The sequence below is a fragment of the Niallia endozanthoxylica genome (assembly GCF_008710145.1).
Classification (GTDB): Bacteria; Bacillota; Bacilli; order Bacillales; family Cytobacillaceae; genus Bacillus_BD; species Bacillus_BD endozanthoxylica.
Map to the genome: position 1 here is coordinate 129,609 of NZ_VYKL01000022.1, position 14,558 is coordinate 144,166.

Here is a 14,558-nt window from a genome sequence, read left to right on the forward strand (position 1 = left end):
ATAAAATATTCAAAATATTACGAATATTAATTTACTAGAAAGGAGAAAAATACTTTTTATTTAGTTATTCAAATTTTTTTGTAGAGATTCTACTTTAATTATGAGTTATGAGGAGGATAAATATGAATAAACCTTTAGGAAAACCCAACATAATCGAAGCACCGGAGGGAAGTATTGCAAGCAAGCAGACGGCGTTCAGCGAGATTCCGATGATTGACATCGCAGCTCTAGTCGACGGGAGTGATCCAGAAAGCGTCGCCCGGGCGATCGGTAAGGCTTGCGAGGAAGTCGGTTTCTTCTCCATCAAGAACCATGGCATCCCTCAGGACTTGATTGATCGCATGTATCAGGCCACGGAGCAATTCTTCGATCTGCCGGCAGAGGCCAAGGAGCGTCTGCACATCGCCAACTCCGGTCAGACGGTGCGCGGCTACATCCCTCCGTATGGCGAGAACGCTGACCCGGAAAACACCCGTGACCTCAAGGAAGCTTTCGATTTCGGCGTCCACGGGGAGGAAGTGTCCCCGTTCTTCGGACCCAACCTGATGCCCGCAGAACTGCCCGAATTCAAGGATGTCTGCGAGGAGTACCACGATGCGATGATGGCCCTTGCGCGCAAGCTGGTCAGCGCCTTTGCTATCAGCCTCGACCTTCCGGCGGACTACTTCGAGAAGTTGCAGCGCAAACCGATCACAATCCAGCGTCTGCTTCACTACCCGTCGCAAGTTAATGCTGCCGCGAACGAGATCGGTATCGGAGCGCACACCGATTACGGATTCTTGACGATCCTGTCCCAGGATAGCGTCGGCGGTCTGCAGGTTCGTAACAAGGAGGGCGAATGGATAGACTCACCGCCTGTCGAAGGCGCCTTCACCATCAACATCGGTGATCTGGTACAGTCTATGACCAATGGTCGATACTCCTCGACTTTGCACCGGGTCATCAACACGAGCGGAGAGTCTCGATACTCAGTTGGGTTCTTCCTCGACCTCGACTATGACGCGGTTGTTGAAACTGTGCCGACCTGCGTGGATGAGGAAAATCCGGCCAGCGAAAACACCTTTACCTGCGGTGAATACAAGTACGGGCGTTTTGTGTACGTCTACCCGCACCTGCAGGAGACACAAAATGAGAACGCACCGGTTTAAGGGACTGCTCACGGTCTCTTAACCCTTGAGGATATGCAAAGCACTCTTCGGTGTGGTTTTGCAGGGTACCGAGGTTCGTGAGCCGTTGCCCTAAATCGACCCGGCCGAATATTCCCGATTCGGCCGGGTCGAAGGCGTTTCCACCCGGCGCACCTTCACGTGTGGCGCAACTGCGAAAAATGCAGACACATACCCAGTGGAGGAGTTTGCCCTAACTACCTTAATCTATAAAAAAATAGGTGAATCAAATGAATAGATTAACCTTTAATACGGAAGGGAGCCATTCAAAAGGCGCCCTTTTTAAATTAAAATTTGTTGCTTTTACTAATGTCTGAGGAAAAGTAAGTACAGTAACAGCTATCATATATGAAGCTGAAGGTAATTTATTTAAACGATGAAATTCATGAGGCCATTGCTATGATTCAAATGAGGTATCTGGTTCTATAAAATTTTTTATAAAGGAGGTAATTAACATGGCGCTAGATTATTTACTAGATGAAACAGAAAACCAAATGGTACGATATTATTGCATTGCTTCCAAGGATTATAGATATGACATTGTTATCGTGCATTCAGAAATGTTTTTGGGCAAGGCTATGGTAATGTCCATTCAAAACAGACGGATGGTTTTATTAAGTTATGATGATATTTCTGATGCAAATTACTGGGGAGGGCAGCTAGGCATTCAAAATACCGACATTAACAAGTTTAAGGACTTCTTTTATATGGTATTGGACAAAGGTCAATTACTAGAACTTTTTTAATAACCTGGAAATCGATAAAAGAAATGGTGATTTGGACTTAAAGAGATGGTTATCAGTCCTTGTTACGGAGATTTTAAGAAGTCGCAATTTATGAACAAGCGTTCATTTACGAAGGGAATCCATTGTTTTATGAATATATACTTCTTAGATAATTATTATTTTGCAATATAAAGAAAAGAGAGTGATACAAATTCACTCTCTTAACCTTAATAATTACGATTATTAATATTTATTAAAAGTTCTTTCCAATTTGAAGGAAATCCAATATGAGAAATCCATTAGTAGGAACACCTGAACAGGTAGTAGACGGTATTACATCATTAGCTGAAGCTGGTTTTAAGGGAACAACATTATCTTTTATTGATTATAATGCTGAGTTTCCTTACTTTCGCGATCATGTGCTGCCAATTCTAGAAAAACGAGGATTGCGAAGTAACAGGGAGCTTTCTAATAGTAATGTATTGTAGGTTGATTCTAGTCAAACTGTACCCATTCTTTTAATTAACATAATAGTAAACATATAAAAAACCCAATCATGTGGATTGGGTTTTTTATATGTCATAGATTTGACATGTTTATATGGTGCAAACCTTGTTTATGTCGAATTTTGCAGAATAGGGGAGTTTCCCTGACCGAATAGGGAAATTCCCCGATGTAGAAAGTTTGTGTAGTTTTTTACAATAAGGTTAAGGAATTGCGGGAATAAGGAGGATTTATTATGCAGACAAATATTGAAGCAAATGCAAAGGCAAAGGTAAAAAAGGAAAATCAAAAATCAATTAATAATGCTTTTGCCTCTCATTTTGCTAAATCTATGTTTCTAGCTGTTTGCGGGCTGGCAATCTTAACGTTTATTGGTACTAGAATGTTTACGCATATTGATTTAAATCTATATGGCTATATGGTGGGAACGCTCGTATTTATTGGGGGCTTCTTCTATCGATTTATTGCTTGGGGTGAAAGACCACCGACAAAAATCATTATCAAAAAAGGTCTTAAGCTTCTTTTTAGAAAATCCACACCACAAACATCTGTTGAGCATTTAGCTACATACAGATTCATTTGGAATAGGGGAATTTACCGATGGACCCAGCACTTATTAATCGGATGGGGATGTGTACTTGCTATTTGTGTCACTTTCCCGCTTGTGTTCGGCTGGATGTACTTCACGATGAATGATAATGGCTACTACAACATTATCGTTATGGGTGTGAAAGTCTTGACTGTAGAGGCTACTGGTCTAATCGCTACTTTATCTTATAACGCATTAAACATTTCAGCTGTCATGGTTATTACTGGAGTAACAATGGCTCTATACCGCCGCTTGAAAAATATGCAGGCGAGAGCAGAGCAAAAATTCATTTATGATTTTCTTCCATTATATCTGTTGTTGTTAGTAAGTATTACAGGACTAGCACTTACCTTTATGAATATGTTTTTACACGGCGCAGGGCAGCCTGCCATGTCTTTAATTCACCAATGGTCCGTGATTATTACATTAATCTATCTGCCATTTGGAAAATTGGCGCACATTCCGTTCCGACCAATGAGTGTTCTGGCAAGAAATTACCGAGAACACTATGCGGAACAATCTATGAAAGAATGTAAAGTTTGCGGTGATGAATTTGTTTCTGTAGAACAGTCAAAAGACGTAGTTGATGTTCTAGGAGTTAACGATATCGAGTTTAAAACGAAGGAAGGCCACCATCTTGCAGAACTGTGTCTTCCATGTCGAAGAAAGTACCGGATTGCGCAATTTTCCGGTTTCCCTACCCACGAGGTAAAAGTTAAGGAGGCAAACCAGAATGCAAAGGGATAAGTTTTTTAGAGAAATAGAGAATGTTAGACATCCAAATGAAACCTTGGTTAAAACGCATTGCTCCTATTGCGGCATGCAATGCGGTATGAACTTAAGAGTAGATACAAAAACAAATAAAATTATTGGGGTTGAACCTCGTTATGATTGGCCTGTCACACATGGAAAGATGTGTCCAAAAGGGGTTACAGCGTACCAGCAGACAAACCATGATGATCGTATATTAAAGCCGCTTATTCGTGATGATGCATCTTTAAAAGGAACGAAAGAGGGCTTTCGTGAAGCAAGCTGGGATGAAGCATATAATTTAATTGCGAAAAAGTTTACAGAGCTGCAAAACAACTATGGAAAAGATACATTGTCTGTTTTCAGCGGTGTATCAATGACAAATGAAAAATGCTATTTAACTGGAAAGTTTGCCCGTGTTGCTCTTGGAACACGTTATATCGATTATAATGGGCGATTCTGTATGTCAAGTGCGGCCGGAGGCTTCCTTCGTTCATTTGGTGTGGACAGAGGTTCAACATTGCCTTGGACGGATATCCATGAAACAGACTGCTTATTTATTGCCGGAAGCAACACAGCAGAATGCCATCCAACATCCATGTTCCGTGTATGGCACGTACAGGAAAGAGGAGGCTACCTCATTGTTGCCGACCCGCGTGAAACACCAATTGCACGAAGAGCAGACGTTCATCTTGATTTGCGTCCAGGAACAGACCTTGCTTTGGCAAACGGAATCTTAAATCTATTAATTCAAAATGGTTATGCGGACGAAGCGTTTGTTGCGAACCATACAAATGGATTTGAAGAAACAAAAGAGCTTGTAAAAGAGTTTACTCCAGAATATACGAGTCAGCTTACAGGTGTTGCGCCTGAAAAAATCATCCGTGCAGCAGAAATTTACGGAAAAGCTCCGAATGCTGTCGTGATGTTTGCCCGCGGTATTGAACAGCAGCATAAGGGTGTTGATAATGTATCAGCTTATACCAATATGGCTTTAGTAACAGGTAAAATTGGCCGTCCAAAGGCAGGTGTGGCTACATTTACCGGTCAAGGGAATGGCCAAGGCGGCCGGGAACACGGTCAAAAGTCAGATTTATTACCAGGCTATCGAAAAATTACCAATCCTAAACATGTGGAAGAAGTTTGTAAGGTTTGGGGAATTACACCAGAAGAAATGCCGCAGCCGGGTGTATCGGCTTATGAAATGTTCGAACTGATGGAACAAAAAACCATCCGTGGTCTGTATTTATTATGTTCAAACCCGGCAGTATCTGCACCTAATTTAAACTTCGTAAGAAAAGCTTTAAAAGATTTGGACTTCATGGTATGTGCTGACTTCTATTTATCTGAATCAGCAGAGTTTGCCGATGTGGTTCTTCCGTCTGTTACTTGGTCTGAAGATGAAGGAACAGTGACAAACCTAGAAGGCCGCATCATTAAGATTAACAAAGCGCAGGAACCAATCGGCGAATCAAAGCCGGATTGGCAAATGCAAGTAGAACTTGCCGAACGTCTAGGAAGAGGAAAATACTTCTCTCATCTAAAAACAGCAAAAGATGTGGCAGATGAATTTAGATTGGCAAGTAAAGGCGGTTACGCAGATTACTATGGTGCTACATGGGATAAAATCGACAAACAGGATGGAGTATTTTGGCCTTGTAAGGATGAAAACGATCCTGGGACACCGCATATGTTCTTAGATAAAAAATTCTATCATCCGGATGGAAAAGCGAAAATTTGTGCATTGCCTTACCGTCCGCCGGCAGAGGAGCCTGATGCAGAATATCCGCTTCGCTTAACGACAGGCCGTGTTGTTTATCATTATTTATCAGGGAACCAGACAAGACGTATTCAGTTCTTACGCGATATGTGCCCGGAGCCGTATGTCGAGGTGCATCCTGAAACAGCAGCAAAATATAACGTGGAACATGAAGAAAGAGTCCGCTTGTTTACAAGAAGAGGCGAGGCTATTTATAAAGTGAAAATTACGGAAGCGATTAGAAAAGACACAGTCTTTGTTCCATATCATTTTGGTCACGAACAGTCTATTAATCTATTAACCATTGCAGCGCTTGACCCGATGTCACGTATGCCTGAATTTAAGGCCTGCGCAGCGCAGATGGAAAAAGTTGAAACAAAGAAGGTGCTTTAAGTGCAAAAGAGGCTGTATATCGAATTAGAGAATTGTATAGGCTGTCGTTCTTGTCTAGCGGCATGTACACAATGCGGCGGACATGAAGAGCGTAATCGAAACTATGTGTATGATGTCAATCCTCTTAAGGACCGACAGACGATGCCGCTTATGTGCCTTCATTGCGTTAACCCGGCATGTGCAAGAAGCTGTCCGGCCCAGGCAATCCAAATTCACGAAACAGGTGCCGTTCTATCAGCATTAGTGGAAAAATGTATCGGCTGTCAAAACTGTACCATTGCCTGTCCTTACGGTATACCGAAGTTTGATACCGAGCAAAACTTAATGTATAAATGTGATTTATGTATTGACCGGACAAAGGATAATATCCCGCCAATGTGTGCGAGTGTCTGTCCAACCAACACACTTCAATGGCTGACAGATGAAGAAATTGAGAATAAGAAACAACAATTCAACCTGGATAATGATATGTGGGTGACAAGCCTGCCATATCTTGAAGGCGAAACGAATGTAAAAGTCAATCTGCCTGGTATTTTACAGGGTACAACAAAGCTGTTCTAGGAGGTAATAGAATGCCATCGGATAAAAATAATAAAATCCCCTTTAATGAGGATAATTATACACATAATATTGAGCGGAATAATGAAAGAAAACTAGATAGACGCGGGTTTATGAAAACTTTAGTAGGAGCAGCAGGCGCATTTGCTGTTTCCTCCCTTCCGTGGGGAGCTGTAGCTGCCAAGGAATTGATGGGGCTTGGGGATAAGGAATATCCGCATCAAAAGATTACAGATATCAGTGACATTCCTGTCGGTGAAGCAGTCGAGTTTGCTTTCCCTGGTGAACATGACGATGCCCTATTAGTCAGGCTAGCAGAGAATAAATATGTTGCCTATCAAAATGCCTGTACACATCTTCGCTGTCCAGTATTTTGGAAAAAGGAACAGAATGTCATGCTGTGTCCTTGTCACCACGGTAAATTTGATGTCGAGACAGGTGTTCCCATTGCAGGACCTCCGCGTCGTCCGCTTCCTGAGATTCAGTTAAAGGTTGAAAATGGGGCAGTTTATGCAGTGAGGGTGAAACGTTATGAAGCTTAGGGTTATGGGTGTAGCCGTACTATGCATCATTTTGATGCTGAATGTCATTTTTACTCAGTACATGGTTCATCAATATTATTATGAAAATTATACTAATACATTAATCTTTGGGGGATTAAATATTTTTCTTTTCCCTGCTGCCATTTATGTATACAAAAAAACAATCAATGCAAAGGCGTGAATCCTATGAACAGTGAAACATACCTTGATTTTTGTTTTATCAGAGAGGCAATAGGTCATTTTGCTGCTGAAATTGATCAAATGCTTGCAGAACTTTTTAAAGATATTCGCTTGAATTGGTACTTAGATGAGAAGACAGAGGATGGAATTGAAATTGTCGTTGCTGAAGTAAAGGGAATGAGCAGATGGCAGTCAGAACAGGAAACGATTGATTATATCGAAGAACACGCAGACGAAGCATTCTGGAAGTATCTGCAGGGCTATCAGATGAATGTATACCCGGCAAAGAGAGGCTGTGGCAGCTGTGGAACACATTAAAATGGAAGACTTACAACCCTTTATTTCTCAAAAGGTAATGGTTGCCATCCTTGATAAAGATGGAGAAGAGCAGGCTCCTTTTGTGCCAAAAGAAATCCAAAAGCTGGAGCTGTGTCCAGACCATACTCATCTGCGCATTTACTTTGACCGCCGGCACTTTTTTGCTATTCCGTTAACAGCTAGTGTTTCTTTAGCTGAAAATGCATGGACTGCTTTTGATCAACAATCACAACTATATTATGTAATTAAGAAAAGAGCGTGAACACAATGATAAAAAAAATCCAGCTTCCATTACAAACAATGAATCTGATTGTTGGATTTATGATTTGGGTTTTAATCTCCTCCTTAATGCCGTTTATTAAAGAGGATATTGCCATTCCTGAAGGTCAGCTGGCGCTTGTAACAGCTGTTCCGGTTATTTTAGGTTCTGTTCTCAGGGTTCCGTTAGGATTCTACGCGAATCAGTTTGGTGCCAGAGTGATATTTCTACTGAGCTTTGTTTTGTTGTTATTTCCTGTGTATTATATCAGTATTGCTAATTCATTAGCTGATTTATTAATTGGCGGATTATTTCTAGGAATTGGCGGAGCCGTTTTCTCCGTCGGGGTAACGTCTTTGCCGAAGTACTATCCGAAAGAACGCCACGGTTTTGTTAATGGAATCTATGGTGCTGGAAATCTTGGAACAGCTGTCTCAACTTTTGCTGCTCCAATGCTTGCAACGAAATTTGGCTGGTCTGTGACTGTTCAAATTTACCTAGTCATTTTGGCTGTTTTTATCCTAATGAACTTTTTCTTAGGTGATAAAAAAGAACCGAGAGTAAAAACAACACTTTCCGAGCAAATAAAAGGTGTGTATAAAAATGAAAAGCTGTGGCTAATTTGTTTATTTTACTTTATTACCTTTGGCTCATTTGTTGCCTTTACCGTTTATCTGCCAAACTTCCTTGTTTCAAACTTTGGCTTAGAAAAAGTAGATGCAGGAATGCGTACTGCCGGATTTATTGTGGTCGCTACGATTATGCGTCCAATCGGCGGCTGGCTGGCTGACCGTTTTCATTCTCTTATTTTACTTATGTTTGTGTTTGGAGTTTATACAGTTTCAGCGATGATTCTTTCCTTTGCTCCATCCCTTGCATGGTATACCTTTGGGTGTTTAACGATTGCGTTTTGTGCCGGTGTCGGAAACGGTGTTATCTTTAAGTTGGTGCCATTATACTTTCAAAAGCAGGCTGGTATTGCAAATGGTATTGTATCGATGATGGGCGGCTTGGGAGGATTTTTCCCGCCAATCTTATTATCATTATTGTTTAATATAACAGGGCACTATGCCATTGGTTTTATGGCCTTATCGGAAGTTGCTCTTGCCAGCTTAATTCTGGTAGTCTGGATGTATTATCAGGAAAAAATGGCTCAAGCCAAAAATGATTTGGACAGAGCTGTTGAGGGAAGTATGTTCAAGATTCGAAACAATAATATGAAAAAGGCGTAAACTTTCATTTGCTTTTATGTGAAATATCAATATGAGGAAGGAGGGATGGAATGAAAACGCAGCCGACAAAGGAAAATATCAGTTCCTACATTATTCAAGCGCAGGAACAGGAGCTTAAGCGAATTGCCCTTGAGCTTCACGAAGGAGTGGGTCAAACTTTATACAGCCTTTATACAGGTTTGCAGTTAATCGAAGGAAATGTAGATCAGTCAATGAAGGGGTATATGGAAGATATGACCCAATTGCTGGAGAAAACAATTCAAGAAGTAAGGCTTTTGGCTGTAGAATTACATCCTCCTACTCTCACAACACTTGGGTTACTTTCAGCTATGAAAACTTATTTAAAATTATACACGTCAACATATGGCATTGAAGTGGATTTTAACGTTTTCGGAGATGAAGTGGAAATCTCAGAAAAAGAGAGAATTACTCTTTTTCGAGTTTGTCAGGAGGCATTGGCCAATATCGCAATACACGCCGATACCATTCGGGCAGACATCACTTTAACATGGGAACCGGAAGGATTATTCATTTCAATAAGAGACTTTGGCAAGGGGTTTGACGTTGAAGCAGCCATGGATCATTCGCCAGGTCTTGCTTCGATGATTGAAAGAATGGGTTTGATTGGCGGAAGCTGTACTATATCTTCTCGAATGCAGGAAGGGACTTCTATAGAGTTTTTCCTACCGTTATAGTAGAATATTGATTTAGGGGTTTGCAACGTGCAATCCCCTTATTGTGTTTTATTTTCAGATTAAATGGTATCGATCTCAGGTTAGGGGGGATTGGCTTGATTAAAATATTACTTTGCGATGATCATGCTGTTGTTAGAATGGGTTTGAGAATGCTGTTAAATAATCATGAGGATATGGAAGTCATTGGGGAAGCCTCTGAAGGAAATGAAGGAATTCAGCAGGCGCTTGAACTTAAACCAGACGTAGTAGTTATGGATTTAAGTATGCCCCATGGAAAAGATGGCTTATCGGCTACCTCGGAATTGAAAAAATTGATGCCGGAAGTGACTATCTTGATTCTGACGATGCATGACGACGAGGAGTACTTATTCCGTGCGATTCAAGCAGGAGCTTCGGGGTGTATTTTAAAAAGTGCGCCTCAGGAGGAGCTTGTGGGGGCTATTCGTTCTGTGGCAGGTGGAAATGCATACCTTCATCCTTCTGCAACGAAACGATTAATGGAGGAGTATTTGGGAAGCGTCAAGCAAGGAACTGCTGATACGTTTCAACTCCTTTCCGATCGTGAGAAAGAGGTACTTACCTTGATTGCGAAGGGTTTTTCGAATAAAGAAATTGCGGAACAGCTGTTTATCAGTGTCAAGACAGTTGAAACCCACAAAGGGAACCTAATGGAAAAGCTCCAGATGAAGACAAGACCAGAGCTTGTGGCATTAGCTTTAAAAAAGGGGTTATTAGGATATGGATTATAAAAGGTGCAGCCAAGAGGGTACTTGCCGGCATATTGAGGCATGCTGTGAACAGTTATTAGCTGAATTGAACTGTGATTTTGTTGGTTTGGCTATCCAAAATAGTGACGGACCTGATGTTAGATGGCATTACGCTGCTGGAAACAGTAACGAAAAATACATGAGAATTACAGTCCGTTATGGAAAAGGGATAGCAGGTAAAGTCATCTCTACAGGAAGGCCGATGACAGTAGAGGATTTTCCTAATCATATTACAGGAAAGGTACTTGAGTACCCGATTATGCTGGCCGAAAATCTCTTATCTGCTTATGCTGTACCCATTCAGATTAACGGAATGCCAAAAGGAGTTTTATTGGTGGGGAATCGGACAAAGCGAATCTTTACGGAAACTGAACATCGAGTTGTTTTATTGGCTGCAAAGGGGTTGGAGGAAAAGTTAAGCAGTAACAGGAGGAAATAGAATGGACAGGAATAATCCTTTAAATAAAGAAAACAAGATTGATCCTAGTTCCAGTGATGCAACCATTCTTGTTAATGACTATGGCATCATCTCTTTTGCCAATAGGCAGGCATGTGTCAACTTTGGCTATCAAGAGAATGAATTAAATGGAAAAGCTCTTCGTATACTCATGCCAGAAGCTGACCTTCAGACTATAAAAGAGGGAATGGTTATCCACCATCACGGTATACATAGGGATGGCCGTACTATTTCTCTTTTCTTTCGTGTAAATTCCTTTAGTCTTAGCGGAGAGCAATATTATTTAATGACGTTTCATGTAGTGAAAGATCAATCAAGGCTGAATAAACATCAATCATACCCTATACATGAATTGGTTGATTTATTCTACGCTCTAAACGAATCGACAATCGTTGCCTTTACGGATGAAAAAGGAAAAATTACTTTTGTAAATGATAAATTTTGTGAGGTATCCAAATATTCCCCAGAGGAATTAATTGGAAGGGACCACCGAATCATTAACTCTGGATACCATTCGAAGGAATTTATGGAGGAGCTGTGGCTTACAATCTCAAGCGGCCATATTTGGCATGGAGAAATTAAAAACAGGGCAAAGGATGGCACTAATTATTGGGTGGATACGACGATTGTTCCTTTCCTAGATGACACAGGCAAACCATATAAATACTTGGCTATCCGTAAGGAGATTACTGAATATAAGCGGGTTGTCGAGGAATTGAGAAAATCTATACATGAGTTGATGGATCTGAAATTTGCACTCGACGCATCTTCTATTGTTGCGATAACAGATCAAAAAGGAACGATTACAGACGTTAATAAACAGTTTTGTCGAATATCACAGTATTCAAGGGAGGAACTGATTGGAAAGGACCATCGAATTATCAATTCCGGCTACCATTCAAAGGAGTTTTTCACTGAGTTATGGACGACAATCGCAACCGGAAAAGTGTGGAAAGGCGAGATCAAAAATCGTGCGAAGGATGGCAGCTATTATTGGGTGGATACGACCATTGTTCCTTTTCTTGATAGGGATGGCAAGCCTTATCAGTATCTAGCGATAAGACATGAAATTACGCAGCGAAAAAATGCTGAAGAGGAACTGCAAAAAATGATGACAAAAATTATAGATGTCCAAGAGGATGAGCGGAAACGGATTTCCCGTGAACTTCATGATGGGATTGGACAAAATTTATACAGCCATTTGATAACGATTAATCGGCTTCAATCTGAAATCAGTCATCCACTGCTAGATCAGATGCAGGACGAAGCAACTGCGATTATTGAAGAGCTTCGCAATCTTTCTTGGGAATTGCGCCCATCTGTGTTAGATGATCTTGGCTTAATTCCTGCGATTCGTTCCTATCTTGTTCGTTATTCTGAATACAGTGGGATTAATGTTCATTTTGACTGTTATCTGCAAAGCCGATTAAGTGCGAATAAAGAAATAACTATCTATCGTATTATCCAAGAAACATTAACAAATGTTCGGAAATATGCTGATACAGATGAAGCCTTTGTGACGATTCGAGAAATGGATAACGAAATTCGGGTGGTTATCGAGGATTACGGAAAAGGTTTTGATATAGGACAGGTTTCACGCGGTGTAGGTCTGTTCAGCATGGAAGAAAGAGCCAAAGCAGTTGGAGGTATACTATCTATTCATGCGGTTAAAGAGCAGGGAACAAGGATTGTTTTAGAAGTACCGAAGTAGGAGCAATTAATGCATTGGTTGCTGGAAATGAAAGCTGTCAGTTTGGCTGGCAGCTTTAGTCAGAAGGAACGTATTTTACAATTCCATTAAATCAAGTTAAATTGATTGAAAATTTAGATAGCGTGCGTTAGTATTAATATTGGATATAGGGATATTTCGCTCTATTCTATCAGAATGACCTTTTTTATAACAGGAAGTTTGTGTTCTAACATTAATAGGCAATGAGTTTCTAGATATGATGCTAGAATTTAAGCCAGAATAAGACGTAGTTGGAAGAACTATGCTTATTTTGGCTTTTTATTTTCTGCTAAAAAAACGGGAGGTAGAATCCAAATGGTGATAGAGCAAAGATTGGAAAGCAATTTATCAATGAGCGAATTGGATAAGCAGCTGCAGTCAGAAAAACATGCAGTGGCAAGTCAATTGGCTGCTGGAATTGCACATGAAATCCGAAATCCAATTACGGCTATAAAAGGTTTTTTGCAATTAATTATGGCTGACTACAAAGGTGAGCCTATGTATTTTGAAGTAGTGGAATCCGAGATTGCCAGGGTGGAGGCTATTTTAAAAGAACTGATGGTTCTTGGAAAACCAGCGAAAATAAAGTATGAAAAGTTATCTATGCAAGTATTGCTAGATCAAGTACTTATGTTAATGGAGTCACACGCACTATTAAATAATATTCAAATTGTCAAAAGATACAATTTTAGAGAGACAACGGTAGTGGGTGATGAGAGCCAGTTGAAACAAGTGTTTATTAATTATATTAAAAATGCCATTGAAGCTATGCCTGATGGAGGTACTATCTTTGTTGAGGGTTTCAATCCTTTTAAAAGCACCATTCAAATCCAAATTATCGACCAAGGCTGCGGGATTCCGTCTGACATGCTTGGGCGGGTAAGTGAACCATTTTTTACTACGAAAGAATATGGAACAGGTCTTGGGATGCATGTCAGCAGCCAAATTATCGAAGAACATCAAGGACGAGTAAATATTAGTAGTAACAATGATGGAACTTGTATAGAAGTTATTTTACCGGCAGTTTTTAAATAATTACTGTATAATGTAAATATTAATAATATTATGTATAACGTTCAGGAGTTATCCGTGATGGCAGAGATATTGATATTGATACTACTAAAGACTGATTCTAGAAATAGGGTATATGAAACAAACGATTTATAAAAGTCGTTTAAGCCGTGGCCTAGCTTCTTTTATGAGAGGTTAGGTCTTTTTTTCTGAAAGGAGAATCCTATGATTAAAACAACTCAGGAGAATATGCAGTACCTTAGCAGCAAGTTAAGTAAGCAGTTAAAGCGGAGGTTTGGAAAAGGACCAGAAACCTGTTATGTTATGCAGAAAGGGAAACGATTCTATGTCTATATGAGAAATTTCATTATCCCTGCAGAGGAAGTGTTGATCAACAGTAACGAATTAAATCTTGCAACCAATTTTCGCTCCACTGTTATAAATACGGTGGTAAAAGACTTTATTCCCGAAGTGGAAAAGGTGTTGGGGAATTTGTATGAATATTTCCGATCTGATTGGGATTATGAAAGAAACACAGGAATTCTTCTATTTGAGATTAATGATATGGTGGAGGAACAAATCGAGGTAAGCTTTGAAAAATCACTTTTAAAGCTGCTGGATGAAATAGGTTCAAAGACTCATAAAAAAGCGACCTGTTTAAAAATTGTCAGCTATTCACAAAACATTTGTACGATTGAGTCAAAGGGTGTACTGTTACAATTAGAACGATTTGTGTATCAAAAAGGGGACTTCGATTTATTGCTTCACCAAGCTAGGGAAATAAAAAAAGAATATATGAACTGTAAACATTTATTTGAGGATATTTTTAACCGCTCGATTGAAGATATTTTTATCATTTGGGATTATGAAAAAGATCGTAATGATATTGTGTTTATTTTTAATAAAGAATATAGAGAGAATTAA

The 14,558-nt window shown here is 40.1% G+C and carries 17 protein-coding genes; all 17 read left to right on the forward strand.

The genetic code is table 11. The annotated features are described in order from the left end of the window. Positions 1-122 precede the first annotated feature (122 nt). The 17 genes from F4V44_RS15120 (at position 123) to F4V44_RS15200 (ending at position 14,558) form a co-directional block, all read left to right on the forward strand. Complete coding sequence (locus F4V44_RS15120; RefSeq protein WP_150440855.1) at positions 123-1,148, forward strand: isopenicillin N synthase family dioxygenase; 1,026 nt, start codon at positions 123-125, stop codon at positions 1,146-1,148. 473 nt (positions 1,149-1,621) lie between these two features. Beyond that, positions 1,622-1,912, forward strand: a complete 291-nt coding sequence (locus F4V44_RS15125) for an SAV0927 family protein (protein WP_150440856.1) — start codon at positions 1,622-1,624, stop codon at positions 1,910-1,912. A gap of 266 nt (positions 1,913-2,178) precedes the next feature. Beyond that, on the forward strand, positions 2,179-2,379 hold the full coding sequence (locus F4V44_RS15130; RefSeq protein ID WP_223881907.1) for a hypothetical protein: 201 nt from the start codon (positions 2,179-2,181) through the stop codon (positions 2,377-2,379). A gap of 251 nt (positions 2,380-2,630) precedes the next feature. Further along, complete coding sequence (locus F4V44_RS15135) at positions 2,631-3,731, forward strand: hypothetical protein (protein WP_150440857.1); 1,101 nt, start codon at positions 2,631-2,633, stop codon at positions 3,729-3,731. Continuing rightward, the gene (locus F4V44_RS15140; protein ID WP_150440858.1) at positions 3,718-5,886 is read left to right on the forward strand and encodes a molybdopterin oxidoreductase family protein; all 2,169 of its coding nucleotides are present in this window, start codon (positions 3,718-3,720) and stop codon (positions 5,884-5,886) included. The genes F4V44_RS15135 and F4V44_RS15140 overlap by 14 nt, the downstream gene beginning before the upstream one ends. Beyond that, entirely contained in the window at positions 5,887-6,447 is a 561-nt protein-coding gene (locus F4V44_RS15145) for a 4Fe-4S dicluster domain-containing protein (protein ID WP_071396272.1), read from the forward strand. Between the two features lie 11 nt (positions 6,448-6,458). Continuing rightward, positions 6,459-6,986 (forward strand): QcrA and Rieske domain-containing protein, encoded by a 528-nt coding sequence (locus F4V44_RS15150; protein WP_071396271.1) that lies wholly within the window; start codon positions 6,459-6,461, stop codon positions 6,984-6,986. Continuing rightward, complete coding sequence (locus F4V44_RS15155) at positions 6,976-7,167, forward strand: hypothetical protein (protein ID WP_150440859.1); 192 nt, start codon at positions 6,976-6,978, stop codon at positions 7,165-7,167. The genes F4V44_RS15150 and F4V44_RS15155 overlap by 11 nt, the downstream gene beginning before the upstream one ends. Before the next feature lie 5 nt (positions 7,168-7,172). Then, positions 7,173-7,484 carry a hypothetical protein gene (locus F4V44_RS15160; RefSeq protein WP_150440860.1) on the forward strand — a complete coding sequence of 104 codons (312 nt, stop codon included), beginning with the start codon at positions 7,173-7,175 and terminating at the stop codon, positions 7,482-7,484. Then, positions 7,471-7,746 (forward strand): hypothetical protein, encoded by a 276-nt coding sequence (locus F4V44_RS15165; RefSeq protein ID WP_150440861.1) that lies wholly within the window; start codon positions 7,471-7,473, stop codon positions 7,744-7,746. Before F4V44_RS15160 ends, F4V44_RS15165 begins: the two co-directional genes overlap by 14 nt. A gap of 5 nt (positions 7,747-7,751) precedes the next feature. Then, entirely contained in the window at positions 7,752-8,975 is a 1,224-nt protein-coding gene (locus F4V44_RS15170) for an MFS transporter (protein WP_150440862.1), read from the forward strand. A gap of 50 nt (positions 8,976-9,025) precedes the next feature. Continuing rightward, positions 9,026-9,670: a sensor histidine kinase gene (locus tag F4V44_RS15175; protein ID WP_150440863.1), complete on the forward strand. Its 645-nt coding sequence runs from the start codon at positions 9,026-9,028 to the stop codon at positions 9,668-9,670. A gap of 95 nt (positions 9,671-9,765) precedes the next feature. Next, positions 9,766-10,419: a response regulator gene (locus tag F4V44_RS15180; protein WP_150440864.1), complete on the forward strand. Its 654-nt coding sequence runs from the start codon at positions 9,766-9,768 to the stop codon at positions 10,417-10,419. Beyond that, positions 10,409-10,876, forward strand: a complete 468-nt coding sequence (locus F4V44_RS15185; protein ID WP_150440865.1) for a GAF domain-containing protein — start codon at positions 10,409-10,411, stop codon at positions 10,874-10,876. Before F4V44_RS15180 ends, F4V44_RS15185 begins: the two co-directional genes overlap by 11 nt. Position 10,877: 1 nt before the next feature. After that, positions 10,878-12,605, forward strand: coding sequence for a PAS domain-containing sensor histidine kinase (locus F4V44_RS15190; RefSeq protein ID WP_150440866.1), 1,728 nt, complete (start codon positions 10,878-10,880; stop codon positions 12,603-12,605). Positions 12,606-12,938: 333 nt separating this feature from the next. Continuing rightward, positions 12,939-13,658 carry an ATP-binding protein gene (locus F4V44_RS15195; RefSeq protein WP_150440867.1) on the forward strand — a complete coding sequence of 240 codons (720 nt, stop codon included), beginning with the start codon at positions 12,939-12,941 and terminating at the stop codon, positions 13,656-13,658. A gap of 201 nt (positions 13,659-13,859) precedes the next feature. Then, positions 13,860-14,558, forward strand: coding sequence for a Na-translocating system protein MpsC family protein (locus F4V44_RS15200; protein ID WP_150440868.1), 699 nt, complete (start codon positions 13,860-13,862; stop codon positions 14,556-14,558).